This window comes from Ginsengibacter sp., assembly GCF_057362405.1.
The window spans coordinates 1-18,520 of the sequence record NZ_JBMQQG010000234.1 but is presented as its reverse complement, the minus strand read 5'-3'; the positions used below and the strand labels follow the sequence as shown (position 1 = coordinate 18,520).

The window sequence follows — 18,520 nt, the reverse complement described above, 5'->3', positions numbered from 1 at the left end:
TCAACCATGGAATGTATCATCACCATAGAACTCGGCACCAATGCAGTAAGAGTATATGCATTTGATTTGCATGGCAATATTCTTGGGTCGCTAAAGGGATACTGCCCCACATTTCATAGTGAACCGGATTATAGTGAACAGGATCCCGACCAGATCTTTATCACTATGATGTATGTGCTGAAAAACCTTTTGAACGATTTAATACATCCAAAAAAATATAAGGTATTATCTGTCTGTTTCAGTGCATCCATGCACAGTGTGCTTGCGGTGGATAAAAGAGGAAACCCAATGGGAAACGCTATTACCTGGGCAGATAACAGGGCTAACAAGGAAGCAGCGGAACTCAAAAATTCAGCTCTCGGTAAAAGGATATATAAAACTACCGGCACGCCGCTGCACCCCATGTCACCACTAACAAAAATTGCCTGGATAAAAAACAATGAAAAGGAAAAATTCAAACAGGTTAGTAAATTTTTATCGCTCAAGGGTTATATCCTGCAGCAACTAACGGGCGAGTACATGATTGACTACAGTATTGCTTCCGCAACAGGCCTGCTTAATATTCACAAAATTCAATGGGAGCCTGAGGCCCTCAAATTTGCAGGTATCACCGCAACCATGTTACCAGACCTGGTGCCTGTTTTTACATGTGCAGGAAAATTAAATCAGGCATACCAAACATCATTGGGTCTATCAGCGGATACCAAACTTCTTGTTGGTTCCAGCGATGGATGCATGGCTACACTGGGAGACGGAATAAATGGCGAAGGGATGGCAAACATAACTGTAGAAGATAGTGGTGCTGTAAGAGTAATGGGAGATAAAGTTTTACAGGATGATAAACAACGCTTCTTCAATTATTTGCTTACAGAAAACCGGTATGTGTCCGGAGGGCCTACGAATAACGGAGGGATCATTTTTGAATGGTTCACCAGGCAGTTTGGTGATTTTAAAAATCCATTTGATATCGAAGATAGCATGTCGGAGTTAATCAATGAAGCTTCAGGCATTTTAGCCGGATCGGACGGTTTAATATTTCTTCCGTATTTGTTGGGCGAAAGAGCACCCATATGGAATGCTAATGCACGTGGTGTTTATTTCGGAATAAATATAAAGCACACCAAAGCGCATTTTTTAAGAGCCGTCATCGAAGGCATTTTATATGAAATTTATAGTATTGGCAAAACCCTCCAGGAACATCGTGCCTTTAACAAGCTTTCTATTAACGGAAGTTTTGGTACACTCCCCTTTTTTGTACAAATGGTGGCCGATATCTACAATAAACCCGTCCGGTTCAGGCAAAATTACAATAGTGTAAGCTATGGTTCTTACCTAATAAGCGCGACGGAAATGGGTATCTACAGTTCTCTCGATGAAGCCGTAAAAACAGTTGTGTTGGGAGATTTTGTACCCCCTGAAAAAAATAATCATAGAACTTATCTAAAATATTACAAAATATTTGAAACACTTAGTACTAAACTGGCTGATGAGTTTGCTGAAATTGCTGCCCTGCAACAGTCGTAAACCAGAACGCTTTTAACTATTACCATAATTATGTCTGAAAATATGCCGGTCAAAACTTATCCGAATATCTTTTACAGCCTTGCTGCCCTTTGTGTTGTTGCATCGGTAATCTTTTGGATAGCAGGGCAAATAAATATAACCGGTTGGTTGATCGCTATATTTTTTGTATGTATTGCATTTGCCTTTAGAGGTAGCAAATTGCTGAAAGGAATGTCATTTACAGCAATCATTTTTGCCTCGGTGACACTGGCCATGTTCCACCCGCAATATTTTACAGAATGGGGAACTTTCAAATTGAGTAATTCCATCATTCCTTTAATACAGGTGCTCATGTTTGGTATGGGCTCATCGATGGGCGTTAGAGATTTTGCTTCCATTGCTAAATCACCAAAAGGAGTAATCATTGGTGTGGCTTGCCAATTTTCCATAATGCCGTTGCTTGGTTTTGCACTGGCAAGCCTTACCAACTTTGGGCCTGAAATAGCTGCCGGCATTATATTAATAGGATGTTCACCCAGTGGGCTGGCATCTAACGTGATGGCCTACCTGGCAAAAGCAAATCTTGCTTTGTCAATAACAATTACTTCCGTCACTACACTACTTGCTCCTTTTGTTACGCCTTTGCTCATGAAATATTTTGCTGGTGCACTGGTCGAAATTAATGTGATGAGCATGATGTGGGATATTTTTAAAATGATCATTATACCCATCGGTGCAGGTTTAATTTTTAATAAGTTATTTTTTGGAAAATTAAAGTGGCTTGATAAGACCTTGCCATTTATTTCTATGTTCAGTATCGCGGCTATCGTTACCATAATTGTAGCAGCCGGCCGCGATAATTTGATGAAGATCGGGCTCTTGCTAATCCTGGTTGGGTTAATTCATAATTCGTTTGGTTATTTATTGGGTTACTGGACAAGCAGGTTATTCAGGTTGCCTGAGCGGGACTGCCGTACAGTTGCCATTGAAGTCGGTATGCAAAATGCAGGACTGGCTTCAGGTATTGCGAAACAAATGGGGAAAATTGGAACCGTTGGCCTGGCAGCTGCGGTATTTGGCCCATTGATGAACATCACAGGATCTGCGCTGGCAAGTTGGTGGCACAACCGTTTGCCGCGAAAGGACGAAGAACCTATAGCCGGCAAAGAATATATCTCACTACATCAAAAAAATGCATTATGAAAAAAATGAAAATTTTAGTTACAGCAATTACATTATGTGGCATTGTGCAATTTGCACAGAGCCAGCAAGTGCAAATAAGTAAGGAAGAATTAATTGCCTTAACACCCGAATGGAAAGGCGAACGTTTCCCGGATGGAAGACCAAAAGTTCCCGACGATATCATACGAAGAATGAAATCAGTTAGCGTAGAAGAAGCATGGGCTGTTATGAGCAATGCTGGTTATAAATACCAGGTTGCCGAAGATTGGCAAGTCATCAATCCGGATAGCGTGCTGGTGGGCCGTGCAGTAACTACAACGTTTATGCCCGGGCGGCCTGACGTATGGAAGGCCATAGATTCATTAGGAAAAAAACAAGGCAGAAGAGCTCAAAATGTTTGGACCGTTGAAATGTTGGTAAAAGGAGATGTGTATGTCGCGGATCAGTTCGGCGCAAAACGAAACGGGCCTACTATTGGTGATAACGTAGGTAATGCCATCTATGCCCGAACAGGCAATGGAATTGTTTACGATGGCGCCATAAGAGACCTGGAAGGTTTAAAAGAAATAGGTGGTTTTACATCTTATTATACCAGCTATGATCCTTCATATCATAACCCCGGCGGCGGGCAAAACAGAGATTTAACCACTATGATAGTTGGAATCAATCACCCTACCCGTATTAGAACTGTAACGGTAATGCCCGGAGATGTTGTGTTGGGTAAGATGGGAGTGGTAGTTTTCATCCCACCACAACTGGCCGAACAAGTAGTGAAGACTTCAGAAATTGTGCGTTTACGCGACCAGTTTGGCCACCAGCGGTTAAGAGAAGGAAAATACACGGCCGGGCAAATTGATGCCCGCTGGACAGATGACATCGAAAAAGATTTTTCGAAGTGGTTAAACGATCATATTAATGAATTGCCGGTTGGCAAAGAACAGATACAGGAATATTTAAAAGACAGAACCTGGTAAACTATCAAGAATAGTCGAATCCAGGAATCAAACAATTAATTATTAAAACTAAAAAACTAAGATCATGTCAAATTCAAGGAGGTCATTTTTGACGAAAGCGGCAATCGCTGCTGCCATTACACCTTTCGCATCATTATCAACTTTTGGGAAGGGAATTACGGAAGCGGTAGATAGAACGCCAAAATCTTCAGCCCCTTCCGATTTAAAAATAACCGGCGTGAAGTGTGCTTATTCCGGTGGTGGTTTATTCGTAAAAATTTTTACTAACCAGGATATATGGGGCAGCGGTGAAGCGGTAGACGCTATCGGCGGAACGTATTATTTAGTGCAGCGAATAGGAAAGCAAATAACCGGGAAAAGTCCTTTAAACCCGAACAGGATTTTTGAGGAATTGAGAAAAGGAAATTTCTTCGGCGGCGCCCAATCAGGAATGTATGTTGCGGTGCTATCAGCATTTGATGCTGCGCTGTGGGACTTGTGCGGCAAAGCCCTTGGCCTGCCTGTTTACCAGTTATTGGGTGGTAAGTTCCGTGATAAAGTGAGGGTCTACTGTGATACAGAATTATACGCAGTAAGAAATCCTGCACCGGAAGATTATGCAAAAGCTGCAACAGACGCCGTGAGCAGGGGATACACCGCTGTTAAGTTTGATATTGATGAAGCAAATGATCCAAATAAATTTGACCGGTACAACTGGACCGCCAGTAATGCTGAACTGGAAAGAATGTATAACTCCATTGAGGCTGTCCGCAAAGCTGTAGGACCGCACATTGACATTTGCGTGGACATGCACGGCCGCTATGATGCACCGACAGGAAGAAAAGTGGCCAAAATGATGGAGCCTTTAAATCTTATGTGGCTGGAGGAGCCGGTACCTGCCGATAATATAGATGTATATAAAACGATCACACAGGAAACAAGTACACCAATTTGCGCCGGGGAAAATTTTTATCTCGGGTATGGTTATACCCGTTTACTATCAGAAGCGGCCATTGATATCATTATGCCGGACCTTCAGAAGTGCGGTGGCCTTGGCGAAGGGCAGCGCATAGCAAATCTTGCCAATTTATATTATACTCCTTTTTCACCACATATGGTTGGTTCGTTTCTTGGGGCTATGGCCACTGCGCATGTTTGTGCTTCGGTACCCAATTTTCATATCCTGGAATGGCAAACATTGAGTGACACTCAACCAAAATGGAGAGAGATCATAACATACGATAAACCATTTATTGAAAAAGGATTTCTTGTATTATCTGACAAACCTGGCATTGGCGTAGAGCTTAATGTAGAAGGATTGAAAAAATATGCAGTTCCCGATGTTCCCTTCTTTGAGTAAGTAACTTGCTTTAAACCGGTAACAGGCACAGAAGTAAAGTTCCTGTTATTTGGTTTTCAGTTATCTGCCTGTTAGTGGACAGTTGTATATCTGCTAAGCTCTAATTCACTTCATTAGAAATTGCATTATAATCCTACCCGAATGCAATTGCAGGCACCAGGCTGATCAGTAAGAAAAATTTTCAGTCTCATCATTCATTAATAAAAAAAATAAAAAATAATGTCTTATTGCATCGGTATTAAAGATGCCACAAAACCACCCCGGCGAAGTAATTTAACATCAGCTGAACTTGTTTTATCCACGACTAAATATTGTGTTTCGAAATCTTTATCGTGTTTGCCATCAGCAATTAATGTGAGTTTATACTTTATCCCTTTAGGTAAAAAATCAAACTTTATTGTTTTAATTTTTTCTTTTAATTCTGCATTAATGCCTCCTATATACCACGAATTACCTTTGCGGCGTGCAATTGTAACGTCTTTGCCGGGATAACCATCAAGCAATTTGGTATCGTCCCATGCATTTGGAACTTCTTTAAGAAATGTTTTTGCAGCATCAGGAAGTTCATAATAACCTTCAGGACGATCTGCCATGTGTTGTAATCCGGATTCAAACACTACACTCAACGCCAACTCGTGGCCATAAGAAGTAACATGGGGATATTGAGAATTGGTAAAGGTAACTGGCGTATAATCCATTGGTCCCACTACATTTCTTGTAAAAGGAAGGATAGTGTTATGCTCTGGTGCCGCCATAGTAAAATCTGGCCCGTTATTGTACCACTCGGCTCCTCTCACTGCTTCCATTGTCATCAGGTTCGGATATGTCCTTGACCACCCTCTTGGCACTATGCAACCATGAAAATATACCATCATCTTAAATTGAGCAGCGTCCTTCAAAATATCAAGATAATATTTAATCATATCCTGTTTTTCGCTTTCAAAGAAATCTATTTTCACCCCAACAAATCCCATTTTCTCTAACCTGGTAAATTCGTTCACACGATTTTCGTGAGTAAGCATCCGGTCCTTTGGGGTGGCGGAAACCCATGTATGGTTTCCTCCTGAATTATACCATATCAATGGCTTGACACCCTTGGATAAAATATATTTTGCAGCATCTTCAACATTCCCACCATTAGCCATCTTATCCCATTCCCAATCAAGCAATGTGTAGGGCCAGTTCATTTCAGTCGCCAAATCCGCAAATGCACAAACGGTTTTGTAATCTTTTGTGCCATGGTTGCTTGACCAGTAATTCCATGAAACAAGTCCTGGTTTTATCCAGTCTGTATTTTTAATTACGGATGGCGGGGAAACATCATCCACTAAAGTAGAGGTAACAATATCTGAAAGGCTCCCCATAATAATCACACGCCAGGGCGATTTCCATGGAAGCACGATCGTGGGTGTTGATTTACCCGTGCCCCTTCCATCTTTAGGGTTTGGGAAAGTAAGTTTATATTTCGATTCATCAGTAACATTGCTCAGTTTTGTACCGCAATAAGTACTGTCTAAACCTGCTTCGTGCAGTAGAAACCAACATGAGCTATCTTTTGTTTGAAAAAGAGCCGGGTAACTCCATTCCTGTTTCTCCACTTTATCATCGCTCATCATCGTGTAAAGACCTTCATTAGCGGGATTCCACTTTTCCATCCAACGGGTTGTTTCGTTTGGAATCGTATAGGCAGTCAGTTCATCTATCATAACAAAAGAACCTTTTTTTTCCGGGAATTCATAACGAAAAGCAATGCCATCGTTGTAAGCCCTGATAATGATATTCAATTTTGCTCTGGAAGGATTTTCGAAAGAAACTACTATTTCATTTGCTGAATTGGGGCAAAGGGATTTTTTACCATGCAAAGCCGTGTATTGTTCATTAATCAAAGTCGGTTTTCCGGCTTTCAGAAATTTTAATTCTTTTGAAAAATCCTGGTCATTTCTTGACAATCCCAAATCTATTCGGGGAATGGCTTCTGAAACTTTACTCCCATTATTATAGGAAGTATTAAGGTACCATTCTCCTGCATCTGTGTTTTGCTGACTAAAAAGCGATACACTGATTTTTTGATTGGGCGATTGAACCGTTAGTTTCTGGGCAAAAGTTGTGATGGCACAGAGTTCGATAACAATAAATGATATAATTTTTAGCATCTGTTTTTTTCCTGGTATCATTTAGTTATAATTTCACTACTACTTTTTGTCCTGCATATGTTATTACTTTATCTGGTGTGGCAACTACATTTCCTCCAACACCTTTATTAGTATCAACAACAACGATATTGAATTTCCTGCTTTCAGGCATTCCAGGAAAAGTGCCATTCCTATCGTTGATAGTTAATCTCCTTTTAGCATCATCCCAATTAAAAACAATAGTGGAATAAATTCCCTTCTCATAATTGTAGTTATCGTTCTCATCTTCATACAACACAAATTTTCCATTTTTGCCCGGATAAATACGAATTTCCAGGTTATCCCATTTTTTTTCTTCAGCAAATTGTACAACTGGCCCAATTGGAATAATGGAACCGGATCTTACATAAAGAGGAATAATATCAAACGGCGTTTCCCTGGTTATTTTTTTCCCGCCGCTGATTTTTTCACCGGTCCAGAAATCATACCAGTCGGTACCAGCAGGCAAGTACAATTCTTTTGTTTTGATTTTACTGAAATCTTCGGCCAGCGATGTATCTTTTCCGTTAACGACAGGCTTTATATACATAGCATTGGTAACCGGGCTTACCATGATGGATTTGCCAAACATAAACTGGTCATCAATATCCAATGCATTTTTATCTTTTGCAAAATCCATTACAAGAGCACGCATCATACTGGAATGGTTAGCTGTAACATCCCACGAAGTGGAATAGATATAAGGTAGTAGCCTATAGCGCAGTTTTATATATTTTTCTATGGCATCAAAATCCCGATCACCTGCCTTGCCAAACTGGTAAATTTCACGGGGGGCATCAGTTCCATGCGAACGCATCATTGGGCAGAAAGTGCCGAACTGCAACCAGCGAACGTATAGTTCACGGTATTCGGGGTCTTCCAGTTTCTTTTTAAAATTCCATAAAAAGAAACCACCAATATCGCTGTTCCAGTAAGGGATGCCACATAAAGAAAAATTAAGACCGGCAGAAATCTGGTTTCTTAATGCATGCCATGAAGCTGTAACATCACCCGACCATGTATTGGCTCCAAAGCGTTGCTGTCCGGCGAATGCAGAACGGGTAAGAATAAATACTCTTTTGTTTGAATCAACTGCACGCTGATGTGTATACACGCCGCCAACCGTCATCAATGGAAAAGCATTACGTACTTTTCTAAAAGAACCGAGATAAGTCTTTTCATCAAAATCGGAAGGCTTAACATCCAGATGGTCCGGCTCCGATGAATCCATCCACCAGCCATCTATTCCCAATGCATGCATCTTGCTAAGGTATTTCCAGTATATATCGCGGGCCACGGGATTATAGGGATCGTACACTCTTACACCGGATGGGTAATCACGCCGCGGAGGCCATATAGTAGAACCCGATTGTGGCCATGTACTAAAATTCATCAATGCACCAATGCTGTCCAGCTCACGGTATTGTTTTGTTTTCGGGCCAAAAGAATTCCAGATGGATATGGTGAGGTGGGCATGTAGATTATGTATATCATTTACCATTTTTTCTGGTGCTGGAAATTCTTCATTCAAAAAATCCATGGCATTCCAGAGATAATTATTACCCCAATACTGCCAATCCTGTATAATACCATCAAGAGGCACATTTAACTCACGGTATTTTTTTACAACATCCACCAATTCATCCTGGCTTTTGTATCGTTCCTTACTCTGAAAATATCCATAAGTCCAAAGGGGAAACATGGGTGCCTGGCCGGTAAGGTTTCGCATACAGCCAATCACACCATCGGCATTGCCACCGTACATAAAATAATAATCAATACAATCACCTACATCTGATTTAAAAGAAGTGCTTTCTTTATTATCTGTAAATATTGTCGGCGAATAATTATCCCAAAACAATCCATAGCCTTTCGCTGATTGGAAAAATGGAACGTAATCGTCTGTGTTTCCCTGGATCATACGCAAAGTAAGATTGCGTTGCACCATTTTACCTTGTTGTTGCTGGCCTAAACCATAGATGGCTTCATCTTTATCTAAAATATATGCCTGCTCTACATTGTAGGTATTGCTGCCGGCATCATTAAAAGGTGTGAATGATGTGCTGTTTTCTTTTTCATGTAAAAGTGCTGTTCCTGCTTTATCGTAAAAACTTATTACTCCGGATCTAAGGTTACACTTCAACGTTATATCTCCACTTTTTATAGTAAGATTGCCGTTCTGTTGTTTTGAAATTAAGTTTGTCTTTTGAGGTGTTGCAATAACCGAAAGACTTTTTTTAGTGAACGAACTACCGGAAGGCGATTTAACTATTCTTACGGTTGATGGATTGTAGAACTCTATTTCAATTGCGACATTATTAACTGTTGTTTTTATGCCGGCATCCGTTTTTTGCCAGGTTTGTGCCTGGGTATTAATTGCAGTAATAAGAAGTAAAAAAAGAAAATGTGCTCGCATTATATTATTTTGATGATAAATCTTTAATCTAAAAATCATTTATTAAACTGCCACCACTCGAAGTCGAAAAGATCTTTTTCACCTTTAAAAACAAAGAATACATTATGAATGCCTTTAACGTTTTTAACTGGCGCAGAAACTGTCTTCCAGTTATCACCTTCACCGGAACCATTAACAGTAATAGTCCCTAACAGCGGGCCATCAATTTTATCTGAATGAATCTCTATTTTTCCCAGCAACACTTCTATTATCAATATATTTCTTTCATGCTCTATTGAATTGAAATCTTTTCAACTTTTAAATCATTTGCATTAGAACTGGTTCCATATAATATTTCATAATCACCCGGCATTACAGTCATTTCCAGTGCTTTGTCATCATAGAACTCGAAAGCAGAGTAAGGCAACGTGATCACTGCATTATCTGTTTTGCCTGCAGCAATGTTCATTCTTTCAAACCCTTTCAATGTTTTTATGAGACCACTAGTGTCATTAACTTTTTTTAAATACACCTGTACTATTTCCGTGCCGCTGCGTTTACCCGTGTTAGTGATAGGTATTGTTATAACTACATTTTCATCTTTCCCTACCTGTGTTTTATTTAAGTGAGCATTCCCTAGTGTGAAGTTGGTATAGCTTAAGCCATAGCCAAACGGAAAAAGAGGTTCACTGGTCATATAACGGTAAGTTCTTCCTTTCATGGAATAATCTTCAAAGCCCGGGAACTGCGTGGTGTCTTTATAAAAAGTAATTGGAAGCTTACCCGAAGGATTATAATCACCAAATAATACATCAGCAACTGCCTGGCCACCCGACTCTCCGCCATACCACGCCTGCAGGATGGCATCACAACTTTCTGTTTCAGGCACTAACCCGATTGCGGAACCGGAACAGTTTACGAAAATAATTTTTTTACCGGCGACCTTTAACGCTTGTAAGCATTTGCGTTGCACTGCCGGCAACTGAATATCGGTGCGATCACCACCTTTAAAGCCAGGATATGACACCGGCATCTCTTCGCCTTCCAGCATGCCTGATATGCCACCAACAAATATTACTTCGTCTATGCCTTTCAATTTATTGATGAGACCGGCAAAATCAATAGCTACTTCTTTTCCAAAATCGAATTCAATGTTTGCCTGCCAGTTATTTAACTGAGCATATTTAATTTCGATATTATACTTTTTACCTTTTTCTACCTGGTAAGGAATTCGTGATGGTAACGTGCGCCAGTTATTAAACCTCCGTAACGATTTTCCATTTACAAACAATTCAAAATAACCAGTGGCTCCGCATTTGAAAACAATCTCTTCCGTTTCGGGTGCGGTAAACCCGGTTTCATATTTGGCAGAAAATCCAACCAGTTTTACACCGGATGCAAATTCATGGTCGCCTGCTGTAGTAATCTTTAGTGGATTAGCGATCTGCGCAGTTCTAACGCTGTCGCCGGACATTTCGCGATTATTCCAATAGGTAGCTTTAAAACCTTTTTTCCCATCAAATGAAGTATGGGAGAAATAACTTTGTGTTACTTTATCCTCTACAAGGTCGCAGGCTTTATCATACAAAATATTTTTTGAAGAAAGTTTGGTTTCAATGCCGTTAAGAATAGAAATTGTTCGAATAGGCGTACCGTTATAATTACCCCACAGCATCGTAGGATTGTCTGCATTAGGACCAATAACAGCAATCTTTTTTACTGATTTTTTCAACGGTAAAATGTTATTGTTATTCTGTAGCAGCGTCATTGATTCACGCGCCATATCCAGCGCTAACTGCCGGTGTTCCGCATCGTTTACAATTGACATGGGAATTTTTGTCCATGGAACCAGGGAGTCATCATCAAGATTACCCAATGAAATACGGCCTTCGATTACTCTTAGCAAATGTTGGTCAACATCTTTCTCCGTAAGCAATCCTTTTGCTACAGCTTTCGGCAAATTTTCATAGGCATATCCCTGCCAGACACATTCCACATCGGTTCCCGCCAGTGCAGCTTTTGCTGACGCATGCGTGGCATCGGAAGAAACTTTATGACTGTTAAAGAAATCGGTAATGGCACCGCAATCAGATACTACCAGGTATTTAAATCCCCAATCTTCACGAAGAATAGTTTCCAGCAACCTGTTATTGCCGCAGCAGGGCTCATCGTCTAAGCGTTGATACGCACACATTACTTCTCTCACATCTGCATCCTGCACCAGCGATTTAAATGCAGGCAGGTATGTTTCCCAAAGGTCTGTCGGGCTTACGTTAGTAAGATTCAATGTATGTCGGCTCCATTCGGGGCCTGAGTGCACGGCATAATGTTTGGCGCAGGCTAATAATTTACGATACTTCGCATCCGGCGGCCCCTGCAATCCTTTAACAACGGACACGCCCATACGAGAAGTTAGGTACGGGTCTTCACCATAGGTTTCCTGCCCGCGTCCCCAGCGGGGATCGCGGAAAATATTTATGTTTGGAGTCCAGACAGAAAGACTTAAGAAGCGACGATTTTCCAAACCCCTTTTTTGAGCCTGGTTGTATTTGGCCCTTACTTCATCGGAAACCGCATTAAAAACTTTGAAGACCAGTGAGTCATCAAAAGATGCGGCCATTCCGATAGGCTCTGGAAAAACAGTTACACTATCGTTATTCGCAAAACCATGCAATGCTTCACTCCACCAGTTGAATTTTTTTATTCCAAGACGTGGTATCGCCGGCGACTGATCAAACATCAATGACGCCTTTTCGTCTAATGTTAACCGTGAGATCAGGTCCTTCGCCCGTTCTTCCGGGCTCAACGACGGATTTTGATAAGGAAGCTGCGCAAATGAATTGACAAAAAAAGAAAAGCAGAGAAGTATCAATATGCTTTTCTTTTTATTTAGAATAATCATGACAGTAAAATGATTTTTATGGTTGAATAAATTATTGGAAGAGCAACTGGGCAAAATGGTACAAATCATTTCTCCATACCGGCCATGTATGACCGCCGGGATATTCGTAATATGTATGCTTTATTTTCAGGTCATCTAATTTGCCCAACATAATCTGGCCATTCTTATAAGCAATATCTTCTTTACCACCTTCTGAAAGCCAGAATAGCTTCAAATTTTGATTGATTTTATCAACGTTATCTTTCATAAAGGCATATTGATTATCTGCAAAGTTATTCATCATAGGAAGTATCCAACCTGAACTTAAGACACCGAGATAAGCAAACATATCTGTATTATTTACTCCTGTATAAAGCGTATGTAACCCCCCGAGTGATAAGCCGGCCAGTGCACGGCTGTTCGGATTGTCGTTAGTACGAAAATTCTTTTCAACAAAAGGAATAATAGCTTCTTTCATTTCGGATTCAAACATTTTTAAAGAACTTTCAATTCCGGCCGGACTAAAACCACCTGCACCAATATTCGCATCAGGCATTACAACAAGCATCGGCTTCGCTTTTCCTTCTGCGATAAGGTTATCTAAAATCATATCTGTTTTTCCCTGCATGGCCCATCCTCTTTCATCTTCGCCGCCGCCATGTAGTATATACAGAGCAGGATATTTGGCCGTAGCATCAGCATCATAGCCCGGTGGTGTATATATATAAAATTGTCTCCAGGAGTTAGTAACTTTCGAAAAATATTTTTCAATTCTTATATCGCCATGTGGTACATTTCTCATCGCATAATATCCGCCGCCTGCAAAGGGAATTTCAATGCCGCTGGCCATCCTCCCCATTCCATAAAAAGTTTCGCTTGAGGGATCGGCAACGGCAACACCATCTATTATTAATGAGTAATAATGAAACCCTTCTCCAATCGAATCGGTTGTCACTGTCCATGTTCCGCTCGTGTCTTTTACCATGTCATATTTCTTACCAAGGTCAACTTGTATTTTTTGTGCATCAGGCGCTCTAACGCTGAAGATTACACGATGATCGGGTAATATTTGCGGATACTTTGCGGACCTGATATTAGTAGACGCCGGAGCCCCTACAACAGGATATTTAGAAAATGTGGAAGTATCAACCGGTTTAAAAATTAATTGTGAGAACATATATAAGCCATCCTTCCAAACTTTAAATTCGTGAACACCAGGCTCTATATAATAAATATGAGGCACATCATTCTTTACCAAATAATCGTGTGTGCGTTTGCTAAACATGATGAGGCCGTCACTGGCGCCACAGGATATCCAGAGTAACTTAAGTTTACTTTTTGCTACTGCCGGATCGGGCAATAATTCTTGCGGTATTTTCGTATTGGGCGCAGCAGAAAAAGCGCCTATCCAGGCGAACTTATCCAAATTGCCGAGGCCGAAATTTAATGATTGTCCGCCACCCATTGATAAGCCGGCAATGGCCCTGTGTGGCTGGTCCGTATAAACCGGGTAATGCTTTTGAATATAAGGAATGAGATCGTTTAGTAAGTCCTTCTCAAATGTCGCAAAGGCTGCCACTTTAGTGCTATCAAAAATATTGCCGATAGCTCGATCGTCTTTCATTGCCCTACCGTTCGGCATTACAACGATCATAGGTTCCACCTTGCCTTCGGCATAAAGATTATCCAAAATTATTTCAGGATGCCCTCCATGAAGCCATTCATACTCATCGCCGCCTATTCCGTGTAACAGGTAAAGCACCGGATATTTTTTATTTTTTGAATATCCCGGTGGCAAATAGATCAAAGACTTTCGTTTTGCACCAACGGTTTTGGAATTGTATGTAAAAGAATCAACTTTCCCGTGTGGAATATCCGGGCGTTCCATATCAAATCCGGGTTGGGCAGGTTGAATAACACCTTGTGCATTCACTAAATAGCCAAGCGCAAATATAGCCGCAATAAAAAAGATTAATTTTTTCATGTTATTTCAAAATTGAGTTTTGTTGCTGCATTGATTGTTTTAAACAGTTAAATATAATTAAGGCATTTTCTATTGTATCCGTCGATAATAATTTGATGATTATTTAAATACCCGTTGCAGCGCAGTGGCAGGTATGGTTTACAATTCATCCATGTGCATCCTCCCGAAACAATGTAAATGTTCAGCTTTTTAATTCTTATTTGAGTTTAGAAATTCCGCTTCGCTTTTCAGGCTCAGGGAATTTTTTGTTGGAAAATTGCCGGGCACAGCATAAGTCACTTTTCCGGTTGCCAGCCATTCAGCAGCCCTGATCATTGTTGTTTGAAACCCAACGCAACGATATGCCGGCGGATAGATTTCACCTTTCCAAAGATGCCCCATGCTTGACGTATACACCCAGCCTTTACCATATTTAACTACCCATTCAACCGGCCACATTTTATGCGTGCTGCTACTGTCGTAAGCGTAAGATAATATCGTAAGGTTTTCCGCCAGGCCACGGGGAAAATTGTAAACCTCGGTATTGGCTGTTTCCCATTGATCAGGATAATCCTTGTTGATTGGATGCCGGTTGAGTATTTGTATAACGGCATTAAACCTGTCTCCATGACCGGTATTTCTTCCCTCTCCGGGTGGATAGCGGATAATGTTTTTATCAGAATCAATTTCCAGTGCATAACCAAATGTATTGGGCCGCCATCCCAGGCCGATCATTTTATTATATTCCTTCCAGTGAGGAAAAGCATTGTTAGCTGAATGAAGTACATATAACCCGCCGCCTTTTTTTACATATTCTTCCAACTTTATCTCTGCATCTCGCGGCCATTTCAGTTGGGTGTCGCCTATGTTATTTGTATTCTGAATAACAACCGCATACTTTTTAAATTGAGGCAACCAGGATTTACGCAATACACTATCAGCAGGAACTGTAGAAACATCCACTTTAAAGAGCCCGCTTCCCTCCAGTATCCACCTGGTAACTTTTGTAGTCTGCTTCCAATCGTGATTGCTGAATCCATCAACGATTAAAACAGGGATCGGTTTATTTGTTTGCGCAAAGGCATTAATTGCGGGTAGCCCCATCAAAACAAGCATACTAAAAGTTTGAATCGTAAAGGATCTTCTCATAATAGTTAGCGACATTTAATAGCTACAGTATTGACAACCTTACTCAAAAAGAATTTGCACAATTGTTGAAAGACAAAGTTGGAAATTCATCCAGGTATGCCGCGTCCGTGATAAAAGTATAAAGTTTGATTTTCTTTTCATCCAATACTTTCCGAAAATCTGAAATAACCGGATATAGACCATCTTCTTTTCCAATAGCTGGTATCCTTCCTGCTTTTTTAAAAGTCCCGCTCAAAGGATGGCATGCAAAATCATGAGAACACAAGCAGCCGTTGGGATTTCTTCATTCTGTTACTGACTTTATCAGGCCATTTTTGATTCACTTTTCTAATCTTTAAACAGCAGGGGCGCCAGTTCATGCAGACTGCGACGCCAGGTCAGGAATTCGTGTGCCGTATTCTCTGAAACAAAGGAAACAGCATTGTAGCCGGCTCCTTTCAACGCAGTCACTGCATTCTTAACGCCATCGGGTCTCTCCCGGCTGCCACAACTTATAAAGATGAGTTTAGGCTTCGACTTGTCTTTGAGCTCTTCCGGTGTAAAGATACCACCACTAAGGAGTGCATAATATGAAAATACATCAGGTTTATTCAGTGTAATCGTATGTGTTTCCATGCCGCCCATTGAAAGACCGGCCATAGCACGATGCGACTTATCTGCGAGTGTGCGAAAATGAGCATCAACATAAGGTATCAATTCATCAACCAGCACAGTTTGAAACGGTTCAATTTTAAATTCCTTCATGTGACCCCATTTTAATTCGTTGGTCATTCCGTAGGTCATAACAATGATGAATGGTTTTATTTTGCCTTCCGCAATCAGGTTGTCCATGATTAAATTGGCATGCCCCTGGTTACTCCACGCAGTTTCATCTTCCCCCCAACCATGTTGCAAGTACAATACCGGATATTTTTTAGATTTATCTTTTTCATAACCCGGTGGTGTATAAACAAAGGCGCGACGTTGAGTGTTGGTGCTTTTGGAAGGAAAAAGAATTTGCTGCACATTACCATGTGGAACATCTTTAAGCGCATAAAAATCCTTATCATGTGCCGGAATTTCAATACCACTTTCCCAACGGGTAGATCCATAAAAATTCAATGCGCCGGGGTCGTTAAATACACCTCCATCAATGGTTAAGTGATAATAATGAAATCCTTCATCCATCGGGCCTTCGGTTGTTCCCATCCAGGAACCATCCGAACTTTTGGTAAGTAGGGTGCCTCCGCGGCCACCCAGCCCCAGGCTAACTCTCACACTATCGGCTGCAGGTGCAATAATTTTGAAACGGGCATAGCCCTGGGAATTTACCTGCGGATACGCCTGCCCCGGCTGGTTAAGTTCAGAAGGTGTGAAATCTTCGATTATGCCAGGCTGTGAACTTTGAGCAAAACAGCTAGTAGTCGCCAGGATGATTATGATAATACTTGTGATAAATCTGATCTTCATTTTTTGTGTTTTATTAAGTTAAAAAAGCAATTAAATAGTTGTGATCATATCGTAAAAATAAATTTGAAATTTAATAGCAAATACAGGTTCGTAACAGGATATCTTTTGGAATAAACTTATGGATCCTTAAAAATAATAAACTCACTGCGGAAAAGGGTATTAGCTACATTTTTCTTTTTCCGCAGTGAGTTTGAAATATTTTTCTTCAATATATTATTTTTAATCTATGGAGAGCAAATCATCATTCACTGCCCTGGCTTAATTGCGAAATCTCTCTACACCTTTCACGTTCATTTTTACTGAAGTTATCCTGTCTGTCGGGCCTGTCATGAACAATAATTTATTATTCTTGCCTGCAAAAACATTATTAGAACCGCCGCCTGCGGAAATTGTCATAATCTTATTCCCGTGCGGATCGAAGGCATTTACTCCTACGCCGCCACTCACATAGATATTTCCCTTTTCATCCATTGACATACCATCGCAAAAGTTTAAATTATCAACAAACGTCGTCATGTTAGAGAGGCTGCCACTTGGATCAATATCAAAAGACCAGATTTTACCGGTGCCATCATAGGTCCAATCGTTCACGTATAATTTTTTACCGTCGGGTGTACCTGTAACACCGTTCGGCCAGATATCGGCATTCCATCCAGCCATTGTGGTTACCCTAACCAAAGTGTGACTGCCAGGTGCCAGGAAATACACGTGCCCGCCTTTACCAGTTGCAGCTTGCTCAGAGTGGGTGGGTTCCCACGGTTGCTTACGGGGATCAGATGGATCCCAATAGTCTCTTGGGAATATGGGGTCAGTTATGTAAATGCCACCGGTAACCGGATTAATCCAAACATCATTTGGACCATTTAAAAGTTTTCCGTTGTAATTGTCAACCAGCACCTCGTGTGTACCGTTGGGATGTATTTTCCATAATTCACCATGCATATCGGCACAGGCAATAAGGTCGCCGTTTCTATCAAACGCCATTCCGTTAGAGCGACCAGTGCCGGTTAAAAACAACGATACTGCACCGGTATTTGCATCCCATCTGTAAATTTTGTCGTTAGGCTGATCAGTAAAGAACACATTTCCATCTTTATCAACCGCAGGGCCTTCCGTGAAACCAAATCCCTTTTGAATGGTATCCAATATTCCATGTTGGCTGGCTGAAATAAGATAGGCAGGATCAAAAAATGTGCTTGCGGAAGAACTAATTTTAGTGTGATCCGCGCTATAGTCAATTGCATTAAGAGAACTCCGCTCCAGACTTTTCTGGCAGGAGCAAAATCCCAGACATAAAATAGCCTGGAAAAGAAGCAACTTTTTTGTCATAGTAGTAATTTTTAAGTTTGTTAAATAATCAAGCAAGATTTCGTTCAGTTTAACAGAAGCCCGTTAAATTGATACAAGATAAAAAGGCTTGAAATTAAAAACTACCAAAAAACTACAGTGAAGAATATTACACAAATGCACCAGTATTTTCGGCGTCAGCATAAAAAAATTGCGTGTTAAAAGTT

The 18,520-nt window shown here is 40.8% G+C and carries 12 protein-coding genes; 4 read left to right on the top strand and 8 right to left on the bottom strand.

Going from position 1 to position 18,520, the window contains the following annotated elements; genetic code table 11:
- Positions 1–6: 6 nt before the first annotated feature.
- The 4 genes from ACO1O5_RS19790 (at position 7) to ACO1O5_RS19775 (ending at position 4,998) form a co-directional block, all read left to right on the top strand.
- Positions 7–1,524: a gluconokinase gene (locus ACO1O5_RS19790; RefSeq protein WP_486273351.1), complete on the top strand. Its 1,518-nt coding sequence runs from the start codon at positions 7–9 to the stop codon at positions 1,522–1,524.
- Positions 1,525–1,554: 30 nt separating this feature from the next.
- Positions 1,555–2,706 (top strand): bile acid:sodium symporter family protein, encoded by a 1,152-nt coding sequence (locus ACO1O5_RS19785; RefSeq protein ID WP_486273350.1) that lies wholly within the window; start codon positions 1,555–1,557, stop codon positions 2,704–2,706.
- A complete protein-coding gene (locus tag ACO1O5_RS19780; RefSeq protein WP_486273349.1) occupies positions 2,703–3,659 on the top strand; it encodes an RraA family protein in 957 nt (318 codons plus the stop codon). Before ACO1O5_RS19785 ends, ACO1O5_RS19780 begins: the two co-directional genes overlap by 4 nt.
- Positions 3,660–3,723: 64 nt before the next feature.
- Positions 3,724–4,998, top strand: coding sequence for a mandelate racemase/muconate lactonizing enzyme family protein (locus tag ACO1O5_RS19775; protein ID WP_486273347.1), 1,275 nt, complete (start codon positions 3,724–3,726; stop codon positions 4,996–4,998).
- Positions 4,999–5,222: 224 nt separating this feature from the next.
- On the opposite strand, the gene ACO1O5_RS19770 is transcribed toward ACO1O5_RS19775, so the two are convergent.
- The 8 genes from ACO1O5_RS19770 to ACO1O5_RS19735 all read right to left on the bottom strand — a co-directional run bounded on the left by ACO1O5_RS19770 (position 5,223) and on the right by ACO1O5_RS19735 (position 18,335).
- Entirely contained in the window at positions 5,223–7,172 is a 1,950-nt protein-coding gene (locus ACO1O5_RS19770; protein ID WP_486273345.1) for a glycoside hydrolase family 97 protein, read from the bottom strand.
- A 4-nt stretch (positions 7,173–7,176) separates the two neighbouring features.
- Complete coding sequence (locus tag ACO1O5_RS19765; RefSeq protein ID WP_486273343.1) at positions 7,177–9,585, bottom strand: glycoside hydrolase family 31 protein; 2,409 nt, start codon at positions 9,583–9,585, stop codon at positions 7,177–7,179.
- 35 nt (positions 9,586–9,620) lie between these two features.
- Positions 9,621–9,839 (bottom strand): carbohydrate-binding protein, encoded by a 219-nt coding sequence (locus ACO1O5_RS19760; RefSeq protein WP_486273341.1) that lies wholly within the window; start codon positions 9,837–9,839, stop codon positions 9,621–9,623.
- Positions 9,840–9,856: 17 nt separating this feature from the next.
- Positions 9,857–12,466: a xylan 1,4-beta-xylosidase gene (gene xyl3A, locus ACO1O5_RS19755; protein WP_486273339.1), complete on the bottom strand. Its 2,610-nt coding sequence runs from the start codon at positions 12,464–12,466 to the stop codon at positions 9,857–9,859.
- Positions 12,467–12,497: 31 nt separating this feature from the next.
- Positions 12,498–14,429, bottom strand: coding sequence for an alpha/beta hydrolase-fold protein (locus tag ACO1O5_RS19750; protein WP_486273338.1), 1,932 nt, complete (start codon positions 14,427–14,429; stop codon positions 12,498–12,500).
- A 189-nt stretch (positions 14,430–14,618) separates the two neighbouring features.
- The gene (locus ACO1O5_RS19745; RefSeq protein WP_486273336.1) at positions 14,619–15,557 is read right to left on the bottom strand and encodes a ThuA domain-containing protein; all 939 of its coding nucleotides are present in this window, start codon (positions 15,555–15,557) and stop codon (positions 14,619–14,621) included.
- Between the two features lie 327 nt (positions 15,558–15,884).
- Positions 15,885–17,006, bottom strand: a complete 1,122-nt coding sequence (locus tag ACO1O5_RS19740) for an alpha/beta hydrolase-fold protein (RefSeq protein WP_486273334.1) — start codon at positions 17,004–17,006, stop codon at positions 15,885–15,887.
- 258 nt (positions 17,007–17,264) lie between these two features.
- A complete protein-coding gene (locus tag ACO1O5_RS19735; protein WP_486273332.1) occupies positions 17,265–18,335 on the bottom strand; it encodes an SMP-30/gluconolactonase/LRE family protein in 1,071 nt (356 codons plus the stop codon).
- Positions 18,336–18,520: the final 185 nt, after the last annotated feature.